This window comes from Mesorhizobium sp. P2_C4 (assembly GCF_056404575.1).
Genome location: NZ_JBFUDT010000001.1, coordinates 230,052 through 251,661 on the forward strand (window position 1 = coordinate 230,052; position 21,610 = coordinate 251,661).

24 protein-coding genes are annotated in these 21,610 nt (G+C 63.3%); 9 read left to right on the forward strand and 15 right to left on the reverse strand.

Translation table 11 applies throughout. The annotated features are described in order from the left end of the window. Window positions 1-51: 51 nt before the first annotated feature. Complete coding sequence (locus tag AC1DX6_RS01220) at window positions 52-915, reverse strand: dienelactone hydrolase family protein (protein ID WP_477310430.1); 864 nt, start codon at window positions 913-915, stop codon at window positions 52-54. A gap of 240 nt (window positions 916-1,155) precedes the next feature. Between AC1DX6_RS01220 and AC1DX6_RS01225 the strand changes: the two genes are divergently transcribed. Further along, a complete protein-coding gene (locus tag AC1DX6_RS01225; protein WP_477310432.1) occupies window positions 1,156-1,806 on the forward strand; it encodes a glutathione S-transferase family protein in 651 nt (216 codons plus the stop codon). Between the two features lie 14 nt (window positions 1,807-1,820). On the opposite strand, the gene AC1DX6_RS01230 is transcribed toward AC1DX6_RS01225, so the two are convergent. The 5 genes from AC1DX6_RS01230 to AC1DX6_RS01250 form a co-directional block, all read right to left on the reverse strand. Continuing rightward, window positions 1,821-2,186: a hypothetical protein gene (locus AC1DX6_RS01230; protein WP_477310434.1), complete on the reverse strand. Its 366-nt coding sequence runs from the start codon at window positions 2,184-2,186 to the stop codon at window positions 1,821-1,823. A gap of 260 nt (window positions 2,187-2,446) precedes the next feature. Then, window positions 2,447-4,150, reverse strand: coding sequence for a SulP family inorganic anion transporter (locus tag AC1DX6_RS01235; protein WP_477310436.1), 1,704 nt, complete (start codon window positions 4,148-4,150; stop codon window positions 2,447-2,449). A 98-nt stretch (window positions 4,151-4,248) separates the two neighbouring features. Continuing rightward, the gene (locus AC1DX6_RS01240) at window positions 4,249-4,506 is read right to left on the reverse strand and encodes a helix-turn-helix domain-containing protein (RefSeq protein WP_477310438.1); all 258 of its coding nucleotides are present in this window, start codon (window positions 4,504-4,506) and stop codon (window positions 4,249-4,251) included. A 357-nt stretch (window positions 4,507-4,863) separates the two neighbouring features. Then, entirely contained in the window at window positions 4,864-5,565 is a 702-nt protein-coding gene (locus AC1DX6_RS01245; RefSeq protein WP_477310440.1) for a phosphatase PAP2 family protein, read from the reverse strand. Between the two features lie 15 nt (window positions 5,566-5,580). Then, window positions 5,581-5,922 (reverse strand): hypothetical protein, encoded by a 342-nt coding sequence (locus AC1DX6_RS01250; protein ID WP_477310442.1) that lies wholly within the window; start codon window positions 5,920-5,922, stop codon window positions 5,581-5,583. Window positions 5,923-6,186: 264 nt separating this feature from the next. Here AC1DX6_RS01250 and AC1DX6_RS01255 point away from each other — a divergent pair, with 264 nt between their 5' ends. After that, window positions 6,187-6,411 carry a hypothetical protein gene (locus AC1DX6_RS01255; RefSeq protein ID WP_477310444.1) on the forward strand — a complete coding sequence of 75 codons (225 nt, stop codon included), beginning with the start codon at window positions 6,187-6,189 and terminating at the stop codon, window positions 6,409-6,411. Window positions 6,412-6,434: 23 nt separating this feature from the next. Here AC1DX6_RS01255 and AC1DX6_RS01260 read toward each other — a convergent pair whose 3' ends face one another. The 3 genes from AC1DX6_RS01260 to AC1DX6_RS01270 all read right to left on the reverse strand — a co-directional run bounded on the left by AC1DX6_RS01260 (window position 6,435) and on the right by AC1DX6_RS01270 (window position 9,035). Beyond that, window positions 6,435-7,115: a GNAT family N-acetyltransferase gene (locus AC1DX6_RS01260; RefSeq protein WP_477310446.1), complete on the reverse strand. Its 681-nt coding sequence runs from the start codon at window positions 7,113-7,115 to the stop codon at window positions 6,435-6,437. After that, on the reverse strand, window positions 7,112-7,591 hold the full coding sequence (locus tag AC1DX6_RS01265; protein WP_477310448.1) for a MarR family winged helix-turn-helix transcriptional regulator: 480 nt from the start codon (window positions 7,589-7,591) through the stop codon (window positions 7,112-7,114). The genes AC1DX6_RS01260 and AC1DX6_RS01265 overlap by 4 nt, the downstream gene beginning before the upstream one ends. 310 nt (window positions 7,592-7,901) lie before the next feature. Continuing rightward, window positions 7,902-9,035 (reverse strand): flavin-containing monooxygenase, encoded by a 1,134-nt coding sequence (locus AC1DX6_RS01270; protein WP_477310450.1) that lies wholly within the window; start codon window positions 9,033-9,035, stop codon window positions 7,902-7,904. A gap of 152 nt (window positions 9,036-9,187) precedes the next feature. Here AC1DX6_RS01270 and AC1DX6_RS01275 point away from each other — a divergent pair, with 152 nt between their 5' ends. Further along, window positions 9,188-10,225, forward strand: a complete 1,038-nt coding sequence (locus AC1DX6_RS01275; RefSeq protein ID WP_477310452.1) for a phosphatidylglycerol lysyltransferase domain-containing protein — start codon at window positions 9,188-9,190, stop codon at window positions 10,223-10,225. A 17-nt stretch (window positions 10,226-10,242) separates the two neighbouring features. On the opposite strand, the gene AC1DX6_RS01280 is transcribed toward AC1DX6_RS01275, so the two are convergent. Beyond that, complete coding sequence (locus AC1DX6_RS01280; protein ID WP_477310454.1) at window positions 10,243-11,004, reverse strand: ABC transporter permease; 762 nt, start codon at window positions 11,002-11,004, stop codon at window positions 10,243-10,245. Next, entirely contained in the window at window positions 11,001-11,927 is a 927-nt protein-coding gene (locus AC1DX6_RS01285) for an ABC transporter ATP-binding protein (RefSeq protein ID WP_477310456.1), read from the reverse strand. The genes AC1DX6_RS01280 and AC1DX6_RS01285 overlap by 4 nt, the downstream gene beginning before the upstream one ends. Window positions 11,928-12,173: 246 nt before the next feature. Here AC1DX6_RS01285 and AC1DX6_RS01290 point away from each other — a divergent pair, with 246 nt between their 5' ends. The 3 genes from AC1DX6_RS01290 (at window position 12,174) to AC1DX6_RS01300 (ending at window position 15,026) form a co-directional block, all read left to right on the forward strand. Further along, entirely contained in the window at window positions 12,174-13,535 is a 1,362-nt protein-coding gene (locus AC1DX6_RS01290) for a cytochrome ubiquinol oxidase subunit I (RefSeq protein WP_477310458.1), read from the forward strand. Window positions 13,536-13,545: 10 nt separating this feature from the next. Then, window positions 13,546-14,550 carry a cytochrome d ubiquinol oxidase subunit II gene (locus AC1DX6_RS01295; RefSeq protein WP_477310460.1) on the forward strand — a complete coding sequence of 335 codons (1,005 nt, stop codon included), beginning with the start codon at window positions 13,546-13,548 and terminating at the stop codon, window positions 14,548-14,550. Window positions 14,551-14,738: 188 nt separating this feature from the next. Further along, window positions 14,739-15,026: a GIY-YIG nuclease family protein gene (locus AC1DX6_RS01300; protein WP_477311873.1), complete on the forward strand. Its 288-nt coding sequence runs from the start codon at window positions 14,739-14,741 to the stop codon at window positions 15,024-15,026. A gap of 163 nt (window positions 15,027-15,189) precedes the next feature. Here AC1DX6_RS01300 and msrA read toward each other — a convergent pair whose 3' ends face one another. From msrA to AC1DX6_RS01315, 3 genes are all read right to left on the reverse strand, one after another. Then, a complete protein-coding gene (msrA, locus tag AC1DX6_RS01305; protein ID WP_477310462.1) occupies window positions 15,190-15,918 on the reverse strand; it encodes a peptide-methionine (S)-S-oxide reductase MsrA in 729 nt (242 codons plus the stop codon). A gap of 112 nt (window positions 15,919-16,030) precedes the next feature. Next, complete coding sequence (locus AC1DX6_RS01310) at window positions 16,031-16,330, reverse strand: hypothetical protein (protein ID WP_477310464.1); 300 nt, start codon at window positions 16,328-16,330, stop codon at window positions 16,031-16,033. A gap of 80 nt (window positions 16,331-16,410) precedes the next feature. Further along, entirely contained in the window at window positions 16,411-17,106 is a 696-nt protein-coding gene (locus AC1DX6_RS01315) for a DUF1223 domain-containing protein (protein WP_477310466.1), read from the reverse strand. 343 nt (window positions 17,107-17,449) lie between these two features. Between AC1DX6_RS01315 and lepA the strand changes: the two genes are divergently transcribed. Beyond that, window positions 17,450-19,255, forward strand: a complete 1,806-nt coding sequence (gene lepA, locus AC1DX6_RS01320) for a translation elongation factor 4 (RefSeq protein ID WP_477310468.1) — start codon at window positions 17,450-17,452, stop codon at window positions 19,253-19,255. Between the two features lie 243 nt (window positions 19,256-19,498). Here the strand turns inward: lepA and dcd are convergent, their stop codons facing one another. Next, window positions 19,499-20,068: a dCTP deaminase gene (dcd, locus tag AC1DX6_RS01325; protein WP_477310470.1), complete on the reverse strand. Its 570-nt coding sequence runs from the start codon at window positions 20,066-20,068 to the stop codon at window positions 19,499-19,501. A gap of 635 nt (window positions 20,069-20,703) precedes the next feature. Here dcd and AC1DX6_RS01330 point away from each other — a divergent pair. Together AC1DX6_RS01330 and AC1DX6_RS01335 are read left to right on the forward strand one after the other, a co-directional pair. Then, on the forward strand, window positions 20,704-21,084 hold the full coding sequence (locus AC1DX6_RS01330; protein ID WP_477310472.1) for a hypothetical protein: 381 nt from the start codon (window positions 20,704-20,706) through the stop codon (window positions 21,082-21,084). Between the two features lie 11 nt (window positions 21,085-21,095). Continuing rightward, the gene (locus tag AC1DX6_RS01335) at window positions 21,096-21,608 is read left to right on the forward strand and encodes a hypothetical protein (RefSeq protein ID WP_477310474.1); all 513 of its coding nucleotides are present in this window, start codon (window positions 21,096-21,098) and stop codon (window positions 21,606-21,608) included. Window positions 21,609-21,610: the final 2 nt, after the last annotated feature.

Consider the following 21,610-nt stretch of genomic DNA (forward strand, 5'->3'; position numbering starts at 1 on the left):
CGCACACTATCGCCCTTGAGGGCATCGCTGATGACCGCCTGTTGAAGCCGCCTACTGCTTCAACACGGCGAGGAAAGCGGGCACGTCCTCAAGCGCCGCCGCACGGGCGGCCGGGTTCAGCCCTGCGTGCGCAATGCCGTCGCCATTGGCCGTGAAGGCCAACCCCTTGAGCTCGTGAAGTTTCTGCGCAGCATTGTCGAAATCATGATAGGCGCCGGGATAGAGGATGAGCTTCACGCTGTCTGGATTGGCGGCCGCCAGCTTCCTGCACGGCGTGGCCGGGGTCCAGTCATCCGCGTCGCCCATCACAATAAGAAGCGGCACACGTGTCGCCCAATCGCCCTTCCCGGCCTGCGCCGTGCAACCCGGATAGAAAGCCACCGCCGCGCGAAAGTCCGGTGTATCGGCCTTCGGCTTGTCCTTCGGACGGACCGTGTACAGAACGGTCGAGCCGCCATTCGACCAGCCGAGCAAGGCGATGGCGTCCGGTTTGACATAGGGCAGCGTTTGCAGATAGCGGCGCGCGGCGTTGGCATCCTCCACCCGCTCGCGATACGGTTCGACCTGCCGGTCGTCGTTCTTGCATTGGGCGCCGAGCCCGCGTGAGCCATAGCTGTCGGGAAAGATCACGATGTAACCGAGAGCAGCCAGCCGCCGGCCCCAATCGGCATGGCGCGGGCTGAGTTGCGTCGCGTTCTTGCTGCTCCACAGGCCGCTGCAGCCATGCATGGCAACGATTGCCGGAAATGGCCCCTGGCCTTGCGGCTTGAAGAACATTGCCTCCAGTGTCGCCGGCTCATTCTTGCCGCCGCCCGGAATGCTCACCCTATCGGGCGTCTGGCCGGCGGCCGCAGCCGGCTGCGCCATGCAAAGGGCGAACAGGCCTGCCAGAGCGACAAGATGTTTCGCCTGCATCGCCACCGCCTTCTTGCCCGAGAAGTCGTGAGATCCACACTGAGACTTCCAGCCAGGCAACTGCAAATCACAGTTGCGTGGCGAATGATCCGCGCCGGATACAGGGAGCGCGCAGAAGGTTCGGACCGCGAAATCCCGTGGCCAAGAAAACGAGGTAGGGTGTCGGGAGTCACATTGGTCGTTCGTCCTTAGGATGCACATCAAAACAACTGGACACCTGACCAACCACCCGGAGCTCCAATGACCCCAACGATCACAGCTTTTGAACGCTCACCCGACCGCGGCAAGGGACTGTCACGCGACATGCGTGTTCGCTGGGCGCTCGAAGAAGTGGGCCAACCCTACGACGTCAGGCTTGTTTCGTTCAGCGAGATGAAGGAGCCGGCGCATCGCGCGCTGCATCCTTTCGGGCAGATACCGACCTATGAGGAAGGCGATCTCGCTCTGTTCGAGTCAGGCGCCATCGTGTTCCATATCGCGCAGCGCCATGCGGGCCTGCTGCCGGACGATGCGAATGCCCGGGCGCGCGCGATCACATGGATGTTTGCCGCGCTCAGCACGATCGAGCCGCCGATCCTGGAACGGACAATGCCCATGATCGTGGAGCGCGACAAGCCCTGGTACGCGGAGCGCATGCCCATGCTCGACGCACGCGTCCGTCAGCGGCTGGACGAACTCTCCAACCGGCTTGGCGATGCCGACTGGCTCGAGGCGGTGTTCAGCGCCGGCGACCTGCTGATGGTGACGGTGCTGCTTAGATTGCGCACATCAGGCATACTGGAGGACTATCCAACCCTCTCCGCCTATATCGCCCGCGGCGAAGCGCGGCCTGCCTACAAACGGGCTTTCGAGGCGCAACTGGCGGTGTTCACCGCCGCCTCGACCGGCTGAGGTGGCCATGCTGTTTATGGATACCTTGTCCGATTTGCGATCGCGTCCTGGAGGCTTGTGTCGCCCTGCAAATCCTTTGGCAGCGGCAGACTTGAGCACTGCAGATGCACCTCGCGGGAAAACAATTTCCTCTGCTTCTGCTCATGCTCCTTGATGGCTGCCACGAGCCCCAGTGAGTACGGGCCAAGCATGACGCCGAAGCCCCATCCCGGGTGCTCTTTTTCGCGCGCTTCATAGGTCGAAGCCGCCATGCGCGCTTGCTGGCATTCCGGCGACAGCCATTTCGGATCTTGCTGCGAAAGCGACGCTTCATAGTCGACCGGAGAGGTCACGCATCCAGCCAATGTCGCGGCCAACGCGACCAACATTGCAAGTCTCATCCCGAGCCTTTCCCAAAAGCATTGCGGAGAGAGCGCACAGAACAGTCCACAAGGAGATGGCTGCGATGAGGCAGCCCGGGACACGGTTATCGCTCTCGATTGGTTTTCACAACTCAGAACCGGACAATCCCGAATGACTGATTTTGACCCCAAACGGTCATTCGCGAACGCCTCTTTGAATGTCTGTTGTGGTCAAAAGTTGACGTTCAACCCGGCGGACAATCTGTGCCGCCAAAGCGGTCACCGGTCGGCAACCATTGCTACAGCGTCTCCAGTTTTCCGTTGAGCTGCGCCCGCGCATCCCGGATCGAGGCGGCGTAGGTCACCAGTGGGCGCTTGACGCCGTGGTTGATCAGCGTGCGCCGTATCTGCGGTGAGGCGCCTGAGATGATGAAGCGCACGCCGGCGCGCTTTGCCTTGTGGGCGGCGCCCTCGATGACATTGGCCGCCGTCGAATCGAAGAATGGCACGGCCGAGCAATCGAGGATGAAGTTCTTGCGCTGGTCGGCGATGCGGTCGAGCACGGTGCCGACGGTGGAGGCCGCGCCGAAGAAGAACGCGCCCGAGATGCGGTAGACGACGGTGTCGGCGTCGCTCGACTCGCCGGCATCATAGGCACTAGGGCTGTCGGCGACATCTTCCTGCACCAGCGGCAGATCCGCCTCCACCGCAATTGACTTGGCCATGCGGTCGATGAACAGGATCGAGCCAAGCACGAAGCCGACGACGATGCCTTCGGTCAGGTCGCGGAAGACGACGATCAGGAAGGTCGCCATCAGCACCAGCGCGTCGCCGCGCGAGGCGCGCAGCAACGTGGCGAAAGCCTGTTTTTCGAACATGTTCCAGCAGACCACGGCCAGCACCCCGGCAAGGGCGGCAAGCGGGATGTAGCTGGCCAGCGGTGCGGCTACCAGCATGAAGACCAGCAGGAACAGTGAATGCAGCATGCCCGAAACCGGTCCGTGCGCGCCGGCCCGCACATTGGTGGCGGTGCGGGCGATGGTGCCGGTGGTGCAGATGCCGCCGAACAGCGCGGAGGCGATGTTGGCGAAACCTTGCGCCACCAGCTCGCAATTGGAGCGGTGCCGCCGCCCGGTCATGCCGTCGGCAACCACGGCCGACAGCAAAGATTCTATGGCGCCGAGCAGGGTAAAGGAAATGGCGTCCGGCAACACCGCGACCACCTTGTCGGGGCTGAACGCCGGCAGCGCCGGAAACGGCAGGCTGCGCGGAATGCCGCCATAGCGCGTGCCGATCGTTTCCGCCGGCAGTGCCAGCAGCGCCACCACCAGCGAGGCCAGCCCGACGGCGATCAGCATGCCCGGCCAGCCGGGCCGCCAGCGTTTCACTGCGACAATGGTGGCGATGGTCAGCACCGCCACCAGCGTCGCGGAGATGTTGAACGTGCCGGCGGCGTCACCGATCGCCATCAGCTTCGGCACCAGTGGCCCGGGCTCCTTGCCCGCCAGTTTCAGCCCGAACAGTTCGACGATCTGGCCGGAAAAGATGATGATCGAGATGCCGGCGGTGAAGCCGACCGTCACCGGATAGGGAATGAACTTGATGTAGGTGCCGAGCCGGAGATAGCCGATGGCGAGCAGGAAGACGCCGGACATCATTGTTGCCAGCAGCAGCCCGTCGAAGCCTTCGCGCTGCACCGTCGCCGCCACCAGCACGATGAAGGCGCCGGCCGGGCCACCGATCTGGAAGCGGCTGCCGCCGAGCGCCGAGACGATGAAGCCGCCGACGATGGCGGTGAACAGGCCGCGCTCCGGCGTCACCCCCGAGGCGATCGCGATCGCCATCGACAGCGGCAGCGCCACGATGGCGACGGTCAGCCCGGCCATGAAGTCGGCCTTGAACTGCGGCAGGTGGTAGCCCTCGCGCCAGACCGTCACCAGCTTTGGCGTGAACAATTCGGAAAATGTCGGCCGTGCCGGATGGCGGCTTGCCTGATGGTCCATGAATGTGCCTTCCGCTCCGTGAAGGCGGCGGGATCGTCGGCAGCAATGTCGGCGGTCGCGTCGCGACTTTATCTGTGCCGGCTCAGGTTGGAGAGGCTTTAGGGCTGCGCGACCGGCTTGAGGCGCACGCCCCTGCCACCGCGCTCGCTGGTCTGGTTCTCGCCGATCAGTTCCACCCCGGCCTCGTCGAGAGCCTGGATGACCTTCATCAGCGTATCGACCACGCCCCTGACCACGCCGTCGCTCGCTTCCATGCGCTGGATGGTTGGAAGCGAAACTCCGGCGCGCTCGGCGAGCGTCTTCTGATCGATGCCGGCCAGCGCCCTCGCGGCGCGCATCTGCGCGGCAGTGATCATCGGCCAAAACCCCCGTCTGAGTCTGCGGGATCAATGCATAATACAATCATGATGATGTTTCAACCATCAGTATGCATATGTGAAACATGGGCTTTGCTCTTGTCGGCGCGATGGTGGTGCGTATGACATTCATGCTAGCCTACCGCATTGTCGTCGTTTGCAAAAAATCGACGGCGATCCCGTTTCATCGACAACATTGAGGGGATAAGCCGTTGAGACTCTTGAAGGCTTTGATGACATCGGCCTGTGTGCTGTCGACGATTTTCCTGCTCGCGGGCTGCGGGCACGTGATCAACAGGATGATCTGACGCTGCACGTGCGGACACGGGTTGGCTCAAGGCCCGGTCTTGCGAGGCGTCAGCCGCCGTCGGGCTGCCCGTGCCAGCGCTGCAACGCCCGGGCGGCGAGCCAGCACAGCATCGCCCAGGTGAAGCCGGCACACCAGCCGGCCAGTACGTCCGATGGCCAGTGGACACCGAGATAGATGCGGCTGATGCCGACCAGCAGGGTCGTCAGCATCGCGAGGCCCAGCACATAGATCTTCGTCGTTCGTCCGGGCAGGAAGCGTGCCGCCAGTGCACCGAGCGTCAGGTAGGTCACCGCCGACAGCATGGCGTGGCCGCTCGGAAAGGACAGCGACGTCTCGTCGACGAGATGCGAGACCAGTTCCGGCCGCGGCCGGTCGATGCCGGCCTTCAGCAGGCTGGACAGCACCTGGCCACCGGCCACCGCCACGAAGATCAGCAGCGCCGTTGCCGGCCGGCGGATCAGCAAGAGATAGACGATCACCGCCGTTACGATCAGCACCAGCACGCTGGCGCTGCCGAGGCTTGTGATGTCGCGCATCGCGCCTTCCAGCCAGGGCGGACCGATCGGGAGTCCCGGTTGACCCGGCTGACGGAAGGCGAGCAGGATTTCGGTGTCGAAAGCGTGCGGCGTGGTGGCGCGCGCCATCTCCATCAGCTCCTCGAACCCCCACAGCCCGCCAGCGATGACCAGCCCGGCCAGCAGCACCGGGAATTCGATCCAGTTAAGCAGGGCGTTCGTGGCGTTCTTCATCGGCAATTCGCCCCGTTACATCCGCCCCTGCAGATAGGGCCCGAGTGTGATCAGCGCCACCGCGGCGATCGCCAGCACGATGCCGGCCGCCTGCAGCGCGTTGACGCGCTCGCCGAAGAAGACCAGCGCCACCACATTGACCGACACCAGTTGGATGACAGCCGACAGGCTGAACGACACCGACATGCCGAATTCGCGGATCAGCCGCAGCATGATCAGATTGCCCAGCGAATAGAGCGCCAGCGTCAGCACGATCTTGCCGAGGCTCGGCGCCAGCCCCCATTGCTTCGCCGCCGTCGCCGCAAGCAGAAAAATCACCGTTGAAAAGCCGAGCTGCAGCAATCCCGAAAAACTCAATTTCTGCTCCTTGACCATGACCCTTGTCGCGGGTGTCGCAATCCTTGTTTCCGAACCGCTGGTCGCGGTCAAGCGGGGGCGGAAATCGGGCCGGAAATTGGCCGCCTGTCGTCGTCATCGCAAAGCCGGGCAGAGGCAAGATCGCGGTCCGGAACGATCAGGCGGCACGGATCCGCATCTCTCCTTCGCCCTGAAATCCATTCAAGCCTCGGGAAAGATTGGCAATTTAAACGTCGCGCCCTAGGTCAATACTAGGAGACTGCCATGACAAAATCCGTTTATGACCGTGGCCTGCTCAAACCTGCCGACATCGCCCGGCTGCAGCGCGTGTTCGATGAAGCCTGCAAGCGGCGCGAAGCGCATCCCGATTCGGCCGAGGCGCGCGAGATCGCGCTCACCTTGCTCGCTTTGCACAATGCCGGCATGGTCGAAGAAGAGATGCTGATGGAAGCCGTCGGTTTCCGGCGGCTTGAGCCGAAATCGGCCTGAGGCCCGAAGTTGGCGGTTTGCGCCTATCCTGCGCGCTGAACGACGGCCACATGCATCGGGCTGCGCAAGCTGAAGCCGATGGACTCGTAGAGGCGTATGGCCGCGGCGTTGGTGGCATAGGCGTGAAGATACGGAACCTCACCGCGCGCCGCGATCTGATTGGCCACAAACACGGATAGCAGCCGGCCTAGGCCACCGCCGCGAACATCCGGATGCGAGCACACGCCGCTGAGTTCGGTATAGCCGGGCTGCTTCATGCGCTCGCCGGCCATTGCCGCCAGTCTGCCATCGATCTTCACCCCCCAGAAATCGCCGAGGCTGAGTGCCTTGAGCGAGAACGGGCCGGGCTTGGTCAGCGAGGCCAAAGCGAGCATCTCGGCCGCGTCGTCCTGCGTCAGCTGCTGCACGCGCTCGTCCGACACAGCTTGCAAGGGCGCCTCGAGAACCATCTGGACGCCGGAGGCGGTCGAGATCGCGGCCAGTCCCGCGGGAAGCGCGATGGCGTCCGCCTGCAGCATGATGATGCTCTCGCCTGCGGCTACGAGCGCCTGAAGCGCCTGCAGGCTTTCGGCGTCGTCAGCGGCGCTGGCCGCAAAAGGAACGATCGACGAGGGATAGCGCCGGGCAAGGGCGCCGCCTTGCGCGAAGGCCTGATGTTTTGTGTCCAGCGCGCTCCAGACAGGGCGATCAAGCACGTGCCTCATTGCGCTTTTTCCACACGGCGATCGAGCGAGGAAGCAGCCAACCCGTCCTCGATGGCGGCCAACTGATCGAGAAGCGGCCCCGAAAGGTCCTTGCACAGATCCGCGACGGCGTTCTCGATGCGCGGCCACACATCTCGCTTGCCAGTATCGACCAGGCGCTCACCCTTCTTCGTCAGCGAGACCATCCTGCGCCGCTGGTCACCGTCCGACTGGATCACTTCGACCAGTCCCAGATCGGCCAGCAGCGACACGCTTCGCGTCACGCCCGGCTGCGTGATCCCCAGAGATTGCGCCAGTTCGCCGACGGGCAGCGGCCCCAGCCTGTCGAGCGCGGCCAGCAGAGGGTATTGGCTCGACTGCACCGGTACCTCCAGGCGATCGAGCAGGCGCTGCGCATCAGCCTGCAATTGCTCGCCGATGCGCTTCAGCCGGCTGCCCAGGGTGAGGTAGCCAAGAGATCGAATGATGTCTTCCATGGTGGGCTCACTGCATAACCATAACAAGTTATATAACAAGGCAAGGAATGAGGTCAAGAGCGCGCCTTGGCGATTAGCTGGACCTTGGCGATTGGCTGAAGCGCCCATCCCTTCGTCATCCACGGGCGGAGCAAGGAGCGTAGCGACGCAGCGCAGACCCGAGGATCCATGCCGCGACTTCTGAACTACGCTGCAGTGCAGGGTCTGCTCCGCTGCACTCTAAGACCAATGTCACGGAATGGATCCTCGGGTCTTCGCGACGCCGCTGCGCGGCTGCTTCGCCCGTGGATGACGAAGGTCCGAGGCGCCGCTACGATCCCCTGGCGATCTGCCTCGCAATATCGCGGGCCTGCAGGCCGGCGCTGTGGAAATAGCTGGTCAGGCTCGGCCGCATGCCGATGAACCACAGGCCGGGCTGGCCGCTCGGCGTGCCGCCATTGGCTTTCGGCACCCCCTTTTGGTCGAGCACGCCAAGCTCGCCGACCATGGTTTCTAGCCCGGTGCGATAGCCGGTCGCGGCGATCACCACATCCGGTTCGAGCATCGTGCCGTCACTCAACCGGACAGCCGCGCCATCGAAGCTTGCCACCGGCGCCACCACGCTGATGCGACCGGCCTTGAGCGCGGCGACGGCGCCGTCATCGACGGCAATGGCGATCTGCTCGGTGCCGAGCCGGCTGGCGCCGCCCTTTGGCGCCGGCGGCAGGCCGAAGCGGGCGAGATCGCCGAAGACGAGGCGCTGCGTCGCCGAGATCATCCTATCGACGATGGGCGTCGGCAGTTGCGCCATGAAGCCGGCGAAGCGATGGACCGCAACCTTGCCGATCCGTTTCGGCAGCAGCGACGGGCCGTGCCTTGCCGACAGCCAGGCATGTTTGGTGTCGACGCCTGAGAGATGATTGAGCACGTCGAAGCCGGAATTTCCGGCGCCGATCACCAGCACGCTTTTGCCTGAATAGTCGTCCGCCGTGCCGAAGTCGGCGGCGTGGATGAGTTTGCCCTGGAAAGATCCGCTCCCTGGCCAGTCGGGCATCCACGGCAAGCGGTCGCGGCCGGTGGCGACGATCACATGCGCGGCGGCGCGCGTGCCCGTGCTGGTATGCACCAGCCAGCGTCCACCATCGCGCGCGATCCCTTCGACCGCTACGCCGAACTCGACTGCAAGGCCGCGCTCGCGGGCAAAGGCCTCGAGATGGCCAACGATGATATCCTTGTGCGGAAAGGCGGCGGTGCGCGGCGGATAGGCAAGCCCCGGCAGCGCCGACAGCGCGCGGTGCGTGTTCAGATGCAGCCGCTCGTGCCGCCGCCGCCACGGTTCGGCGAGCCGCATCTCTTTCTCCAGCACGACGGCAGGCACGCCAAGCCGGCCCAGTGCATCGGCCGCAGCCAGCCCGGCCGCACCGGCGCCGATGACGATGACCGGTTCGGTTGTCGTTGCCGCCATTCCGTCGAGATTCCCTTCCATGGGCGCCGCAGGGTGCCGAGCGCGCCCTATATGGCACTTGCGCGATATGATCGATAATCAGGTCGCGTCAATACGACTGATTCGAGGCCCTGGGCTGGCCTCCATACCCCACGGCACGCGAAAGCTCGACCATGCCCTCGTTGCGCATCTATTTCGACCGACTGCTTGACGGCGCCGCGCCCAAGGTTGCGCGCCAGGAGCTGAGCCATGTCGAGCGCCTGGCACTGGTTCGCCGGCACGGCGATTTTTCGCTCGCCTATTCGACCGCCGCGCAACAAAAACTGTCCTATTTCGGCGATGCCGATGGCTACATCGCCTTCGGCACCAAGATGAAGCACCACTTCGCCCTCGGCGACCCGGTGGCTCACTCAGCCGACCGGCCCGACTACATCAAGCGTTTCGTCGAAGCCGCCGGTGGCCCCTGGTTCGTGCAGATCGGCGCGGAGACGGCGCGCGTGCTTGCAGGGCTCGGCTATCAGGTCAACCGCCTCGGTATCGACACCAGGCTTGTCCTGCCTGATCACGATTTTTCCGGAAAGCGCAACGAGACCGTCCGTTATTCCGAACGCTGGCTGTTGAAAAAGGGCTTCTCCTTTGCCGAGGACAAGCGGACCATTTTCCTCGATGAGATCGCCCGGCTTTCCGAGAATTGGCGCGGCGACCGCATCGTCAAGCGCTGGGAGATGGGCTTTCTCAATCGCCCCTTCGCCGATCATCTTGGCGTCGACATGCGCCGCTTCGTCCTGCACGGTCCCGAGGGCGAACTTGTCGCCTTGCTCGACTTCGATCCGCTGTTTCGCGACGGCAAGGTCATCGGCTATACCACCGCCTTCAAGCGCAAGCATATCGACGCCTCACCGCATGCCGAGATCGGCCTGACCAAATTCGCCGTCGACCGTTTTCGCGAAGAGGGCATCTCGGTCGTCACCCTTGGCCTGTCGCCGATGCTCGACATCGAGCCGAGCGGATTTGTCGAAAGCGATTTCTGGCGCAATACGTTCCAGCGCGCCTATGCGTCGCCATGGATCAACCGCCGCAGGTTCAACCTGCAGGGCCAGGCCGCCTTCAAGCGCCGCTTCCACGGCGTCGAGGAGCCGGTCTACATCGCCTTCCGCAAGGGGACCTATGTCGAGATGCTGGGGCTGCTGCGGCTGGTCAAGGCGATCTAAGGCTCTGCGAAGCCGCGTCAGTTGCGCAGCCGATAACCTGTCCGGAAGATCCAGGCGACGATCGCGATGCAGGCCAGCAGGAAGACGACGGTCATGCCCAGGCTCATGCCGACCGAGACGTCGGACTTGCCATAAAAACTCCAGCGGAACCCGCTGATCAAATAGACCACCGGGTTGAACAGCGTCACCGTGCGCCAGACGCCGGGCAGCATGTTGATCGAATAAAAACTGCCGCCAAGGAAGGTCAGCGGCGTGATGATCAACAGCGGCACCAGCTGCAGCTGCTCGAAGCTTTTCGCCCAGATGCCAATGATGAAGCCGAACAGGCTGAAGGTCACCGCCGTCAGCACCAGGAAGGCGAGCATCCATAACGGATGCAGTATGGTGAGCGGCACGAACAGCGACGCCGTTGCCAGGATGATCAGCCCGAGGATGATCGATTTGGTCGCCGCACCGCCGACATAGGCGATGACGATTTCGAGGTAGGACACCGGCGCCGACAGCAATTCATAGATCGAGCCGACGAACTTCGGGAAATAGATGGCGAAGGAGGCGTTGGAGATCGACTGCGTCAGTAGCGACAGCATGATCAGCCCCGGCACGATGAAGGCGCCGTAGCTGATGCCGTCGATCTCGGTGATGCGCGAACCGATAGCCGAGCCGAAGACGACGAAATAGAGCGATGTCGAAATGACCGGCGAGACGATGCTCTGCAGCACGGTGCGCAAGGCGCGCGCCATCTCCATCCGGTAGATTGCCCAAACTGCGCGAAGGTTCATGCGTCTTTCCTCACCAGATTGACGAAGATCTCCTCGAGCGAACTGTTTTGCGTGTCGATATCGCGGAACTGGATGCCTGATGCCTCGAGGTCGCGGATCAGCGAGGCGACGCCTGGCCGCTCGGCCTGGTTGTCATAGGTGTAGGTCAGTTGTCCGCCATCCGGCGACAGCTCCAGCGCATAGTGTGAGAAAATCTCCGGGATGGCGGCGAGCGGGCTGCGCAGCTCCAGCACCAGCCGCTTGCGGCCAAGCTTGCGCATCAGTTCGGCCTTGTCTTCGACCAGGATGATCTCGCCGCGGTTGATGACGCCCACGCGGTCGGCCATCGCCTCGGCCTCTTCGATATAGTGCGTGGTCAGGATGATGGTGACGCCGTCCTCGCGCAGCCGGCGCACCATCGCCCACATGTCCTGGCGCAATTCGACGTCGACGCCGGCGGTCGGCTCGTCGAGAAAGAGCACGCGCGGCTCGTGCGACAGCGCCTTGGCAATCATCAGCCGGCGTTTCATGCCACCCGACAGGGTGATCGCCTTGGCATCCTTCTTGTCCCACAGCGACAGGTCGCGCAGCACCTTCTCGACGAAGGCATGGTTAGCCGGCTTGCCGAACAGGCCGCGGCTGTAATTGACCGTCGCCCAGACGCTCTCGAAGGCGTCGATGGTCAGTTCCTGCGGCACCAGCCCGATCAGGCTGCGCGCGGCGCGATAGTCCTTGCCGATGTCATGGCCGTCCACCGTGACGGTGCCCGACGAGCGGTTGACGATGCCGCAGACAATCGAGATCAGCGTCGTCTTGCCGGCGCCGTTCGGCCCGAGCAGCGCAAAGATCTCGCCGCGCTCGATGTCGAGGTTGATCTCCTTCAGCGCGGTGAAACCGGTGGCATAGGTCTTGGTGACCCCGGAAATGGAAATGATCGATGGCATGGCAGGAAAACAACTGCTTGAAAGAGGCGGGGGATTATTATTGCGCTGAATGTCGGTGCGCGCGGCTGGAAGTCAATGCCGCTCCTGACAAATGTAGACAATCGTTCCCCCCATGCCGCTCATCCGGGGTGCTGACGCTTTCGCCCAAAGTGCTGCGACAACGCGCCCCGCGTGACGCCACGCCGCTTTGACCGGGCCTCGTTTCACGCCTATTCTCGAGGGCATAAGAAGCAGCCGGAGCCCGCCATGGACCCGCTCATCCTGTCGCGCATCCAGTTCGGCGCGAACATCTCGTTCCACATCCTGTTTCCGACGATTACCATTGCGCTTGGCTGGGTGCTGCTGTTCTTCAAGCTGCGCTACAACGCGACAGGCGACAGCGCCTGGATGCGGGCCTATTTCACCTGGGTAAAAGTGTTTGCGCTGTCCTTTGCCATGGGCGTGGTCACCGGCGTCACCATGAGCTTCCAGTTCGGCACCAACTGGCCGGGCTACATGCAGACCGTCGGCAACATCGCCGGGCCGCTGCTCGCCTACGAGATCCTCACCGCCTTTTTCCTTGAGGCGGCCTTCCTCGGCATCATGCTGTTCGGCTTCCGCCGCGTCTCCAACCGCGTCCACACGCTGGCAACCGTGCTGGTCGCCGGCGGCACCACCGTCTCGGCCTTCTGGATCATCGCGCTGAACTCGTGGATGCAGACGCCGGCCGGCTTCGAGATGCGCGATGGCGTGGCCCACGCCGTCGACTGGTGGGCGATCGTCTTCAACCCGTCCATGCCCTACCGGCTGGTCCACATGCTGCTTGCCTCCGGCCTGACAGTGTCGTTCCTGATCGCCGGCCTGTCGGCGCTGCGCTATCTCACTGGCGACCGTTCGGAATCGATGTGGAAGGCGCTGCGCACCGGCGTCTTCACCGCCGCCATCCTGATCCCGATCCAGATCTTTGCCGGCGACCAGCACGGCCTCAACACGCTGGAACACCAGCCGCAGAAGGTCGCCGCCATGGAGGCCAACTGGAACACCGGGCCCAACGTGCCGCTGGTGCTGTTCGCCATTCCCGACGAGGCGACGAAAGAGAACAAATTCGAGATCGCCATCCACGACGGCGCCAGCCTGGTACTGCGGCACTCGGCCAGCGGCGTCGTGCCGGGGCTCAACGACTATCCCGGTCTCCATCCGCCGGTGTTCCCGGTGTTCTGGGGCTTTCGCATCATGGTCGGCACCGGCATTTTGATGCTCATCGTCTCGTGGTCGGCCGCCTTCTTCCTCAAGCGCCGCCACAGCCTGCCGAAGCCGCTGGCGCTGCTCATGGTGCCGATGGCGCTGTCCGGCTGGTTGGCGACGCTGGCCGGCTGGTACACCACCGAGATCGGCCGCCAGCCCTGGCTGGTGACAGGCGTCTTGAAGACCGCCGACGCCGTCGGCCCGGTCGCCGGCAGCCATGTCGCCTTCACGCTTGCCGTCTATCTGATCCTCTACGTGCTGCTGCTGATTGCCTATCTCGGCGTGCTGGTGCACCTGGCGCTGAAGGCGGCGAAGGACGGCGACGCCTCGCCGCTACCGGGTGTCAGGAGCGCAGCATTGTCGCAACCGGCGGCTGGTGAGTGAGGAGAAAAAAATGACAATCGACTGGCCAATCGCGCTCCCCCTCATTTTCGCCGGCCTGATGGGCCTTGCCATCCTGATCTACGTCATCCTCGACGGTTTTGATCTCGGCATCGGCATTCTCTTTGCCGCCGCCGAGGACGCCGAGCAGGACACGATGATCGCCGCCATCGGTCCGTTCTGGGATGCCAACGAGACCTGGCTGGTGCTGGCCGTCGGCCTGCTGCTGGTCGCCTTCCCGATGGCGCATGGCACCATCCTCACGGCGCTCTACATTCCGGTCTTCGTGCTTTTGGTCGGGCTGATCCTGCGCGGCGTCGCCTTCGATTTCCGCGCCAAGGTGCCGGCCGGCAAGAAGCAGCGCTGGAACCGCATTTTCTTCCTCGGCTCGATCATCGCCTCGCTGGCGCAAGGCTATATGCTCGGCGTCTATGTGCTCGGCCTCGATGTCGGCTTGGGCGGCATGGCTTTTGGCGCGCTGGTGGCGTTCTGCCTTGCCGCCGCCTATGCGGCAATGGGCGCGGCGTGGCTGATCTACAAGACCGAGGGCGAGTTGCAGAAGAAGGCAGTGCTGTGGTTGCGCACCGCGCTGGTGCTGGCCGCGCTCGGCATGGCCGCGGTGTCGCTGGCGACCCCCTTCGCCAGCCCGCGCATCTTCGCCAAATGGTTCGTCTGGCCGCAAATGCTCTATCTGTCGCCGCTGCCGATCCTCTCGGCGCTGCTGTTCGCCTGGTTGTGGCGGCAGACTTTTCATCTGCCCAAGCCCGACGACCGCCACGCGCTGACGCCGTTCCTGACGCTCGCCGCCATTTTTACGCTCGGCTTTGCCGGGCTGGCGTGGTCGTTCTACCCGTTCGTGGTGCCCGACAAGCTGACCATCTGGCAGGCCGCTTTGGCGCCCGAAAGCCTGGCCATCATCCTCGCCGGCACGGTCGTCGTGCTGCCGGTCATCATCTTCTATTCGTTCTATGCCTACCGCGTGTTTGGCGGGAAGGCGACGGATCTGACGTATGATTGAGGGGGTGAGGAGGGAGAGCGCGTCGGCGGTCAGCGCGGCGCATCCTATCCCTTCGTCATCCTAGGGCGAAGCAAGGAGCGAAGCGACGCAGCGCAGACCCTAGGATCCATGCCGTGACGGTGGTCGTAGAATGCAACGGATCAGAATGACGCTTGTCCGCGCACACCGACGCTCGCTACCCTGAAACCATGACCGGCTACGTCTATATGACCGCAAGCCAGAAGCGCGGTACGATCTACATCGGCGTCACCAACGATCTTGGCCGCCGCATGCCGGAACACAAGGCCGGCCAGGGCGCCGGGTTCACCAGCCGCTACGGCGTGCAACGGCTGGTCTGGTACGAGGAGTATCTCGACATTACCGACGCCATTCAGCGCGAGAAGTCGCTGAAGCGATGGCCGCGACAGTGGAAGATCGAGGCGATCGAAAGGGCCAATCCGGAGTGGTTCGAACTCTTTCGCGGAACCGGTTGGTAGGCGCTCGGTTTCTTGCACCGCCGGAGCACTGCACCACGGTCACGGCATGGATCCTAGGGTCTGCGCTGCGTCGCTACGCTCCTTGCTCCGCCCTAGGATGACGAAGGGAGGGAGGGCATCGCTGCCCTCGCTCCTCTTCCAACCCCCAGCGCTGAGCCAAACCTCAGTTGCTCGCCGCCAGCACCAGCACCGGCTTGTCGCTGTACAGCGCCGGGAACAGTTTCTTCAAATTCGCCACCTTGGGCAGGTCGTTGTAGACGATGTAGGGATAGGTCGGGTTCAGCGTTAGAAAATCCTGGTGATAGTTCTCGGCGGGGTAGAAGGTCTTGCCGGTCTCCAGCGTGGTGACGATCGGCTCGGCAAACACCTTGGCCTGGTCGAGCTGGGCGATGTAGCTCTGCGCGATCTTCTTTTGCGCGTCGCTTTCGGCAAAGATCGTCGAGCGGTACTGGGTGCCGCTGTCGGGGCCCTGATAATTCAACTGCGTCGGATTGTGCGCCACCGAGAAATACACCTGCAAGAGCTGGCCATAGGTAACCTTGGACGGCTCATAGGTGATCTCGACGGATTCGGCGTGCCCGGTGCGGCCGCTGCCGACGGTCTCGTAGATGGCGGTGTCCTTGTCGCCGCCAGTATAGCCCGAGACCGCTTTGGTCACGCCCTTGACGTGCTGGAACACGCCTTGCACGCCCCAGAAACAGCCGCCGGCGAAGATTGCCGTTTCGGTGCCGCTGGCTGCCTTTTCGTCCATCGCCGGCGGCGGGATCACCACCGCGTCCTCGGCCGAGACGGCCGGGCTCTGCCAGAAGGCAGCACCTGCCGCCGCCAGGATGAGGGCGGCGAGCGCGCCCTTGGCGAAGCTCGGCGATCTCGTCTTTGCAATGCCGGTCATGTCTGATCTCCTTGATGGTGGCGAAGACTATACGACAGATCGTCCCGCCTGGTTTCTCAAATTGCCGTGCGCTGGGCCCGGCCACCGGGTGGCCAGGCCCCGGCCTAAGCACTTATTGCGCGGGCGCCATCGCGTCCGCGGGCTTCATGGCGTCAGTGGCCGGTTTCATCGCATCCGTCGCCGGCTTCATCGCATTGGTCGCCATCGGATCGACGGGCTTCATCGCATCCGTGGCGGGTTTCATGGCATCGGTCGCCGGTTTCATGGCGTCCGTGGCCGGCTTCATCGCGTCGGTGGTGATCGGCGTGGCCGGCTTCATCGCATCTTCGGCGCGGGCGATGCCGCCGGCAAACAGCGCCGTCGAGCACAGCGCCAGGGCAAGGGCCGGCAGCGTCAGGCGAGAATTGGTCATGGAAGTCTCCTTGGGTTGATGGCGCGCGGATGCGGCCGACAGTGCGGCGCCGCTCAAGCGGCGTTGCGCAAAACGTGAAATCAATTGGTGGCGGCGGCGAGGATCGGTCCGCCACCCGGCGTCTGCACCAGCACCGCGGTGCTGAGCCCACCGGACGCGGCGGGCAGCGGCAGCGTGGTGGCATCGCCGCTCCAGCTGCCGAGCCTTTGCAGCGCATGCACGACATTGGCATGCGGCAGCGTGCGCCCGGTGTTTTCGCCGCGCGCCACCGGCACCTCGACGACGCCCTGCTTGTACTGCACCAGCCAGACATCGGCCTTGCCGCCGGGCGCAGCACCAGCGCCGATGCTGATCTTGCCGCCGTCAAGCGACAGCGAGGGTCCCTTGGCGCGGCCGCTCGAGGAAATCAGCTGCTCGATTTCGCCCGGTGCAGCACCCACCGCATCGGCATCGCCATTGACCACCACTTGCGGCGTGAACGGGCCGGAGCGGCCGAGCGCCGGCTCGTAGCTGACCTGGCGCTGAGTGAATTCCTGTTTGCCGAAGGTGTCCTTCCAGCCGAGATAGTCCCAGTAGGTGACGTTGAACGACAGCGCCAGCACGCCCGGCTGGTCCTTGACCTTGATCAGATTGGCATTGGCCGGCGGGCAGGACGAGCAGCCCTGGCTGGTGAACAATTCGACCACGGTGAGCGGCTGGGCGGCAGCCGCACCCGTCGCGGCAAGCGCCATCAGGGCGGCCAGCAGCGCGCTGCGGTTGGTTTTCGATCCAGACATTGGGGGTCTCCTGCGGCGGGGTTCATTCCACACTTCGCTGGCGGTGGAGGCTTCGTTACATCGTTCACTGGTTTGTGATTGCGGTGGTAGGCCGGAGGGACAGCGCCCCCCTCTGTCCTGCCGGACATCTCCCCCACACGGGGGGAGATTGGCTGCATCGCCGCCTCGCCAATTCCAGGGACGTCATCACCGATCTCACATTTCAGGGTGGGCGCCATCGGCGAAGCTCCAATCTCCCCCCTCGTGGGGGAGATGTCCGGCAGGACAGAGGGGGGCGCGAAGGATCGCCGCCCATTCCCCGCCCCGCTTGCCCCTGCAACCCGCCCCTGCTAAAGCGCGCGACATGAGCACGCCCCTCGACCACATCCGCAATTTCTCCATCGTCGCCCATATCGACCATGGCAAATCCACGCTTGCCGACCGGCTGATCCAGTCCACCGGCGGGCTGGAGCTGCGCGATATGAAGGAGCAGGTGCTGGACTCGATGGACATCGAGCGCGAGCGCGGCATCACCATCAAGGCGCAGACAGTGCGGCTGAAATACCGCGCCAACAATGGCGAGGACTATATCCTCAACCTCATCGACACACCCGGCCATGTCGACTTCGCCTATGAAGTATCGCGCTCGCTCGCCGCCTGCGAGGGCTCGCTGCTGGTGGTCGACGCCTCGCAGGGCGTCGAGGCGCAGACGCTGGCCAATGTCTACCAGGCCATCGACAACAACCACGAGATCGTCGTGGTGCTGAACAAGGTCGACCTGCCGGCCGCCGAGCCCGAGCGCATCCGCGAGCAGGTCGAGGAAGTCATCGGCATCGACGCCTCCAACGCCGTGCTGATCTCGGCCAAGACAGGCCTTGGCATTCCCGATGTGCTGGAAGCCATCGTCCACCAGCTGCCGCCGCCGCGCGAAGGCGACGCGACTGCCCCGCTGAAGGCCATGCTGGTCGACAGCTGGTATGACGCCTATCTCGGCGTCATCGTGCTGGTGCGCATCATCGACGGCGTGCTGAAGAAGGGCCAGACCATCCGCATGATGGGCACTGGCGCCAAATACTTGGTCGAGCGCACCGGCGTCTTCACGCCCGCCCGCATCAATGTCGACGAGCTCGGCCCCGGCGAGTTCGGTTTCTTCACCGGCTCGATCAAGGAAGTGGCCGACACGCGCGTCGGCGACACCATCACCGAGGACAGGCGCCAGACGGCAAAGGCGCTGCCCGGCTTCAAGCCGGCGCAGCCGGTGGTGTTCTGCGGCCTGTTCCCGGTCGACGCCGCCGATTTCGAGGACCTGCGCGCCGCCGTCGGCAAACTGCGCCTCAACGACGCCAGCTTCTCCTACGAAATGGAAACCAGTGCGGCGCTCGGCTTCGGCTATCGCTGCGGCTTCCTTGGCCTGTTGCATCTCGAAATCATCCAGGAGCGGCTGGAGCGCGAGTTCAACCTCGACCTCATCGCCACCGCCCCCTCAGTCGTCTACCGGCTGCTGTTGACCGACGGCTCGATGAAGGAACTGCACAACCCCGCCGACATGCCCGACGTGGTCAAGATTTCGGCCATCGAGGAGCCGTGGATCCGCGCCACCATTTTGACGCCCGACGACTATCTCGGCGGCATCCTGAAGCTCTGCCAGGACCGGCGCGGCGTCCAGGCCGACCTGTCCTATGTCGGCAAGCGCGCCATGCTGACCTACGATCTGCCGCTCAACGAAGTCGTCTTCGACTTCTATGACCGGCTGAAATCGATCTCCAAGGGCTACGCCTCCTTCGACTATCATCTGACCGACTACAAGGAAGGCGACCTGGTGAAGATGTCGATCCTGGTCAATGAGGAGCCGGTCGACGCGCTGTCGATGCTGGTCCACCGCACGGCGGCGGAAAAGCGCGGCCGCCAGATGTGCGAGAAGCTGAAGGAGCTGATCCCGCACCATCTGTTCAAGATCCCGATCCAGGCTGCCATCGGCGGCAAGGTCATCGCCCGCGAGACCATCTCGGCGCTGCGCAAGGATGTCACCGCCAAATGCTACGGCGGCGACGTGAGCCGCAAGCGCAAGCTGCTGGACAAGCAGAAAGAGGGCAAGAAGCGGATGCGGCAGTTCGGCAAGGTGGATATCCCGCAGGAGGCGTTTATCCAGGCGCTTAAGATGGGGGACTAAGCGGTCCGGCCCTTTGGGCCGGACGCATCGACCCGGTGGGTCGATGCGAGCGCAAGTCCGGGTGGGAGCTGCCGCAGGCAGCGGGTCCCACCCCGGGGGTTGCGGCAGTGCTGTGACCTGATCGGGCGTAGTGTGCTTTGCTGGCAAGCTGGCGGCTATTCTAGCACCTGAGCCGTCACCACTAAGCCGGCCTGCGAACTGGAAACTGACCGTTCCAAAGAATTCCTCGGTCCTATTGGCCGTTTAGCCCTTCCGTTCGGTCGCAGTCTGCCCCGCAAACCTGCCCTTATAGCCACGTACGGGAGTTCCCACAGTCATCTCGAAGATGAGCTGGCAAATGCGCATGCCTGGCTTGAGCTTAACCGGAATGGTGTTGTGATTGACCATTTCCAAACGGATCTGCCCGGAGAAACCAGCATGGATAGTTGGTGCTGTCAGGTGCACCCCGATTCCGAGTCGGGCCATCGAACTTTTGCCCTCAACTCGTGCGGCGATTCTAGAGTGAGATTTCAATTCTACGAACTCTCGAGTCCACGCGAGAATTAGCTGGCCCGGTTCAAAATCGAATCCTCTATCAGGATGCATTTCGAATTGCTCAGTTGTGTCGGATAAGACTTTTTCATGATCAAATCCCTTTATCGAAGGATCTATGCAGAGGTTTAGGCCAGCTGTTACCTTCTTAAAACCTGTAAGAGTCTTATCCAGGGTCAGGTCGAGACTTGTAGAGCTATAAGCGACGTCGGAAGGGGCGGGATCAACAACTATAGCGCCACTATCTATGGCGATCTGGATTTCACGGTCTGTTAGAATCATTTCCCGCCCCCTAACTATTTAGCGGGAGCTATAGCACCGAATTAGACGGAACCCAAACTCTCCAAGCACCGTTCACAGTTTCACGGGGGAGCTCAACCAAATGTTCCGAGTCGCGGGAATTAATCGGGTAACCTATTTCCAGCATCCCATCTGCTACAGACCGTTCATGCACGACTAGATGCTCGTCGCCATCGACTGTGTGGACAGAAACCAGAACTTCGCTTGGGTGGCTGCCCGAGCGGATTCTCTCTATCTTCACCCTCATAATCTTTCTCCCTTTGTTGCTTTAGTTTTTATTCAGAGTGAACTGTCCACTGTGATTCGCATACACCCTCGACACGATTCAGTCACATTCTCCTTGTGCGTGCCTTTCGAGTCACAGGGAACAAAACAGGAACACTCTGATCCAATTTCGTCACTAAGGCGAATCACAACGTGTTGCAGTGTCGCCGGTTCCGAGTTAATCGCCCGTTCACGCCGAGAAAATGGCAGCAGGCAGTGGCGGTCGAGTTGTTCAGCCACGATCCCAATACGGTCTGGTCGCGACCAAGTTTTCCTCAGTCGGCCAGCCTCGTTGTGGGCCGCCCTTCCGCTCTCTCGACACCTCCCCCGCATTCCGCTTCACTCCCCTCCCCATGTCCGCCCCGGTCGAAATCCGCAACAGCACCACCGGAAAGCTCTTCCCGGCGCTGGCGCCGTTTCTGCTCGCCGGGCTGTTCGGTTTCTTCATGCTGCAGGGGCTTTCACCATCGTCGATCACCAGCGGCCGGGTGGTGCTTTTGATGGCGGTGCTGGCGCTTTGCTGTCTCGGGATCGGCCTGTTCATGGCGCGCGGCATCCGCGACACATCGGTCCAGGTGGTGCTCGACGCCAACGGTTTCCGCGACCGTCGCCGTGGAGACGTGCTGGTGCCCTGGGCCAAGCGGGCTTTCTTGCTTTGCGACGGCCGGGCGGCCTCTCCATCGCGCGCCGCTTGGCGAACCTCCCATCCTGAACTATCCTTGAGCCCGGCTTAGGGGAGGTTTCGATGCGCTCAAATCTGGATATCGTTGCCGCGATCGGCCTCGCCATCGGCGGCGCTTTTGGCCTTGCCGGCACTTTCGTGGCGGGTGCGGAACTGCGCGAAACGCTGTGGGCGATCGATGGCACAGCACTCGTGGTGGCAGCCGCCCTGCTGACGACGAAGTATCAGCGGCAGGGCAATGACTGCGTCGCCGCCGGCTTCCTCACCTTCGTCGCCGGCGAGAGCCTGCTTTTGGCCGGCAATGCGGCAGGCCTCGAGGCCAGCGTTCCCGCCTATGCCGGCGGTATCTCGCTGTGGGCGGCAGCCCTGGTCCTGATCAGCGCGCCCAAAACCTTCGCTCTGTGGATGCGTCTCACCGGCCTCGTTGCCGCCCTTCTGTTTGCCGTGTCCGTGGGCAAAATCCTCTGGGGCGCTCCCTTGCTGCCGACCTCCTCGCCCTTGCCAGCCGCCGGCTATCCGTTCCTGGTGCTGACCTTCATCGGCTGGATCTGGACCTTGCTGAAGCCCGCTCGGTGAGC

What these genes read in the sequence shown, in the direction of transcription:
- AC1DX6_RS01220 (WP_477310430.1), bottom strand. Translation starts at nt 915, where the DNA reads ATGCAGGCGAAACATCTTGTCGCTCTGGCAGGCCTGTTCGCCCTTTGC.
- AC1DX6_RS01225 (WP_477310432.1), top strand. Translation starts at nt 1,156, where the DNA reads ATGACCCCAACGATCACAGCTTTTGAACGCTCACCCGACCGCGGCAAG.
- AC1DX6_RS01230 (WP_477310434.1), bottom strand. Translation starts at nt 2,186, where the DNA reads ATGAGACTTGCAATGTTGGTCGCGTTGGCCGCGACATTGGCTGGATGC.
- AC1DX6_RS01235 (WP_477310436.1), bottom strand. Translation starts at nt 4,150, where the DNA reads ATGGACCATCAGGCAAGCCGCCATCCGGCACGGCCGACATTTTCCGAA.
- AC1DX6_RS01240 (WP_477310438.1), bottom strand. Translation starts at nt 4,506, where the DNA reads ATGATCACTGCCGCGCAGATGCGCGCCGCGAGGGCGCTGGCCGGCATC.
- AC1DX6_RS01245 (WP_477310440.1), bottom strand. Translation starts at nt 5,565, where the DNA reads ATGAAGAACGCCACGAACGCCCTGCTTAACTGGATCGAATTCCCGGTG.
- AC1DX6_RS01255 (WP_477310444.1), top strand. Translation starts at nt 6,187, where the DNA reads ATGACAAAATCCGTTTATGACCGTGGCCTGCTCAAACCTGCCGACATC.
- AC1DX6_RS01260 (WP_477310446.1), bottom strand. Translation starts at nt 7,115, where the DNA reads ATGAGGCACGTGCTTGATCGCCCTGTCTGGAGCGCGCTGGACACAAAA.
- AC1DX6_RS01265 (WP_477310448.1), bottom strand. Translation starts at nt 7,591, where the DNA reads ATGGAAGACATCATTCGATCTCTTGGCTACCTCACCCTGGGCAGCCGG.
- AC1DX6_RS01270 (WP_477310450.1), bottom strand. Translation starts at nt 9,035, where the DNA reads ATGGCGGCAACGACAACCGAACCGGTCATCGTCATCGGCGCCGGTGCG.
- AC1DX6_RS01275 (WP_477310452.1), top strand. Translation starts at nt 9,188, where the DNA reads ATGCCCTCGTTGCGCATCTATTTCGACCGACTGCTTGACGGCGCCGCG.
- AC1DX6_RS01280 (WP_477310454.1), bottom strand. Translation starts at nt 11,004, where the DNA reads ATGAACCTTCGCGCAGTTTGGGCAATCTACCGGATGGAGATGGCGCGC.
- AC1DX6_RS01285 (WP_477310456.1), bottom strand. Translation starts at nt 11,927, where the DNA reads ATGCCATCGATCATTTCCATTTCCGGGGTCACCAAGACCTATGCCACC.
- AC1DX6_RS01290 (WP_477310458.1), top strand. Translation starts at nt 12,174, where the DNA reads ATGGACCCGCTCATCCTGTCGCGCATCCAGTTCGGCGCGAACATCTCG.
- AC1DX6_RS01295 (WP_477310460.1), top strand. Translation starts at nt 13,546, where the DNA reads ATGACAATCGACTGGCCAATCGCGCTCCCCCTCATTTTCGCCGGCCTG.
- AC1DX6_RS01300 (WP_477311873.1), top strand. Translation starts at nt 14,739, where the DNA reads ATGACCGGCTACGTCTATATGACCGCAAGCCAGAAGCGCGGTACGATC.
- msrA (WP_477310462.1), bottom strand. Translation starts at nt 15,918, where the DNA reads ATGACCGGCATTGCAAAGACGAGATCGCCGAGCTTCGCCAAGGGCGCG.
- AC1DX6_RS01310 (WP_477310464.1), bottom strand. Translation starts at nt 16,330, where the DNA reads ATGACCAATTCTCGCCTGACGCTGCCGGCCCTTGCCCTGGCGCTGTGC.
- AC1DX6_RS01315 (WP_477310466.1), bottom strand. Translation starts at nt 17,106, where the DNA reads ATGTCTGGATCGAAAACCAACCGCAGCGCGCTGCTGGCCGCCCTGATG.
- lepA (WP_477310468.1), top strand. Translation starts at nt 17,450, where the DNA reads ATGAGCACGCCCCTCGACCACATCCGCAATTTCTCCATCGTCGCCCAT.
- dcd (WP_477310470.1), bottom strand. Translation starts at nt 20,068, where the DNA reads ATGATTCTAACAGACCGTGAAATCCAGATCGCCATAGATAGTGGCGCT.
- AC1DX6_RS01330 (WP_477310472.1), top strand. Translation starts at nt 20,704, where the DNA reads ATGTCCGCCCCGGTCGAAATCCGCAACAGCACCACCGGAAAGCTCTTC.
- AC1DX6_RS01335 (WP_477310474.1), top strand. Translation starts at nt 21,096, where the DNA reads ATGCGCTCAAATCTGGATATCGTTGCCGCGATCGGCCTCGCCATCGGC.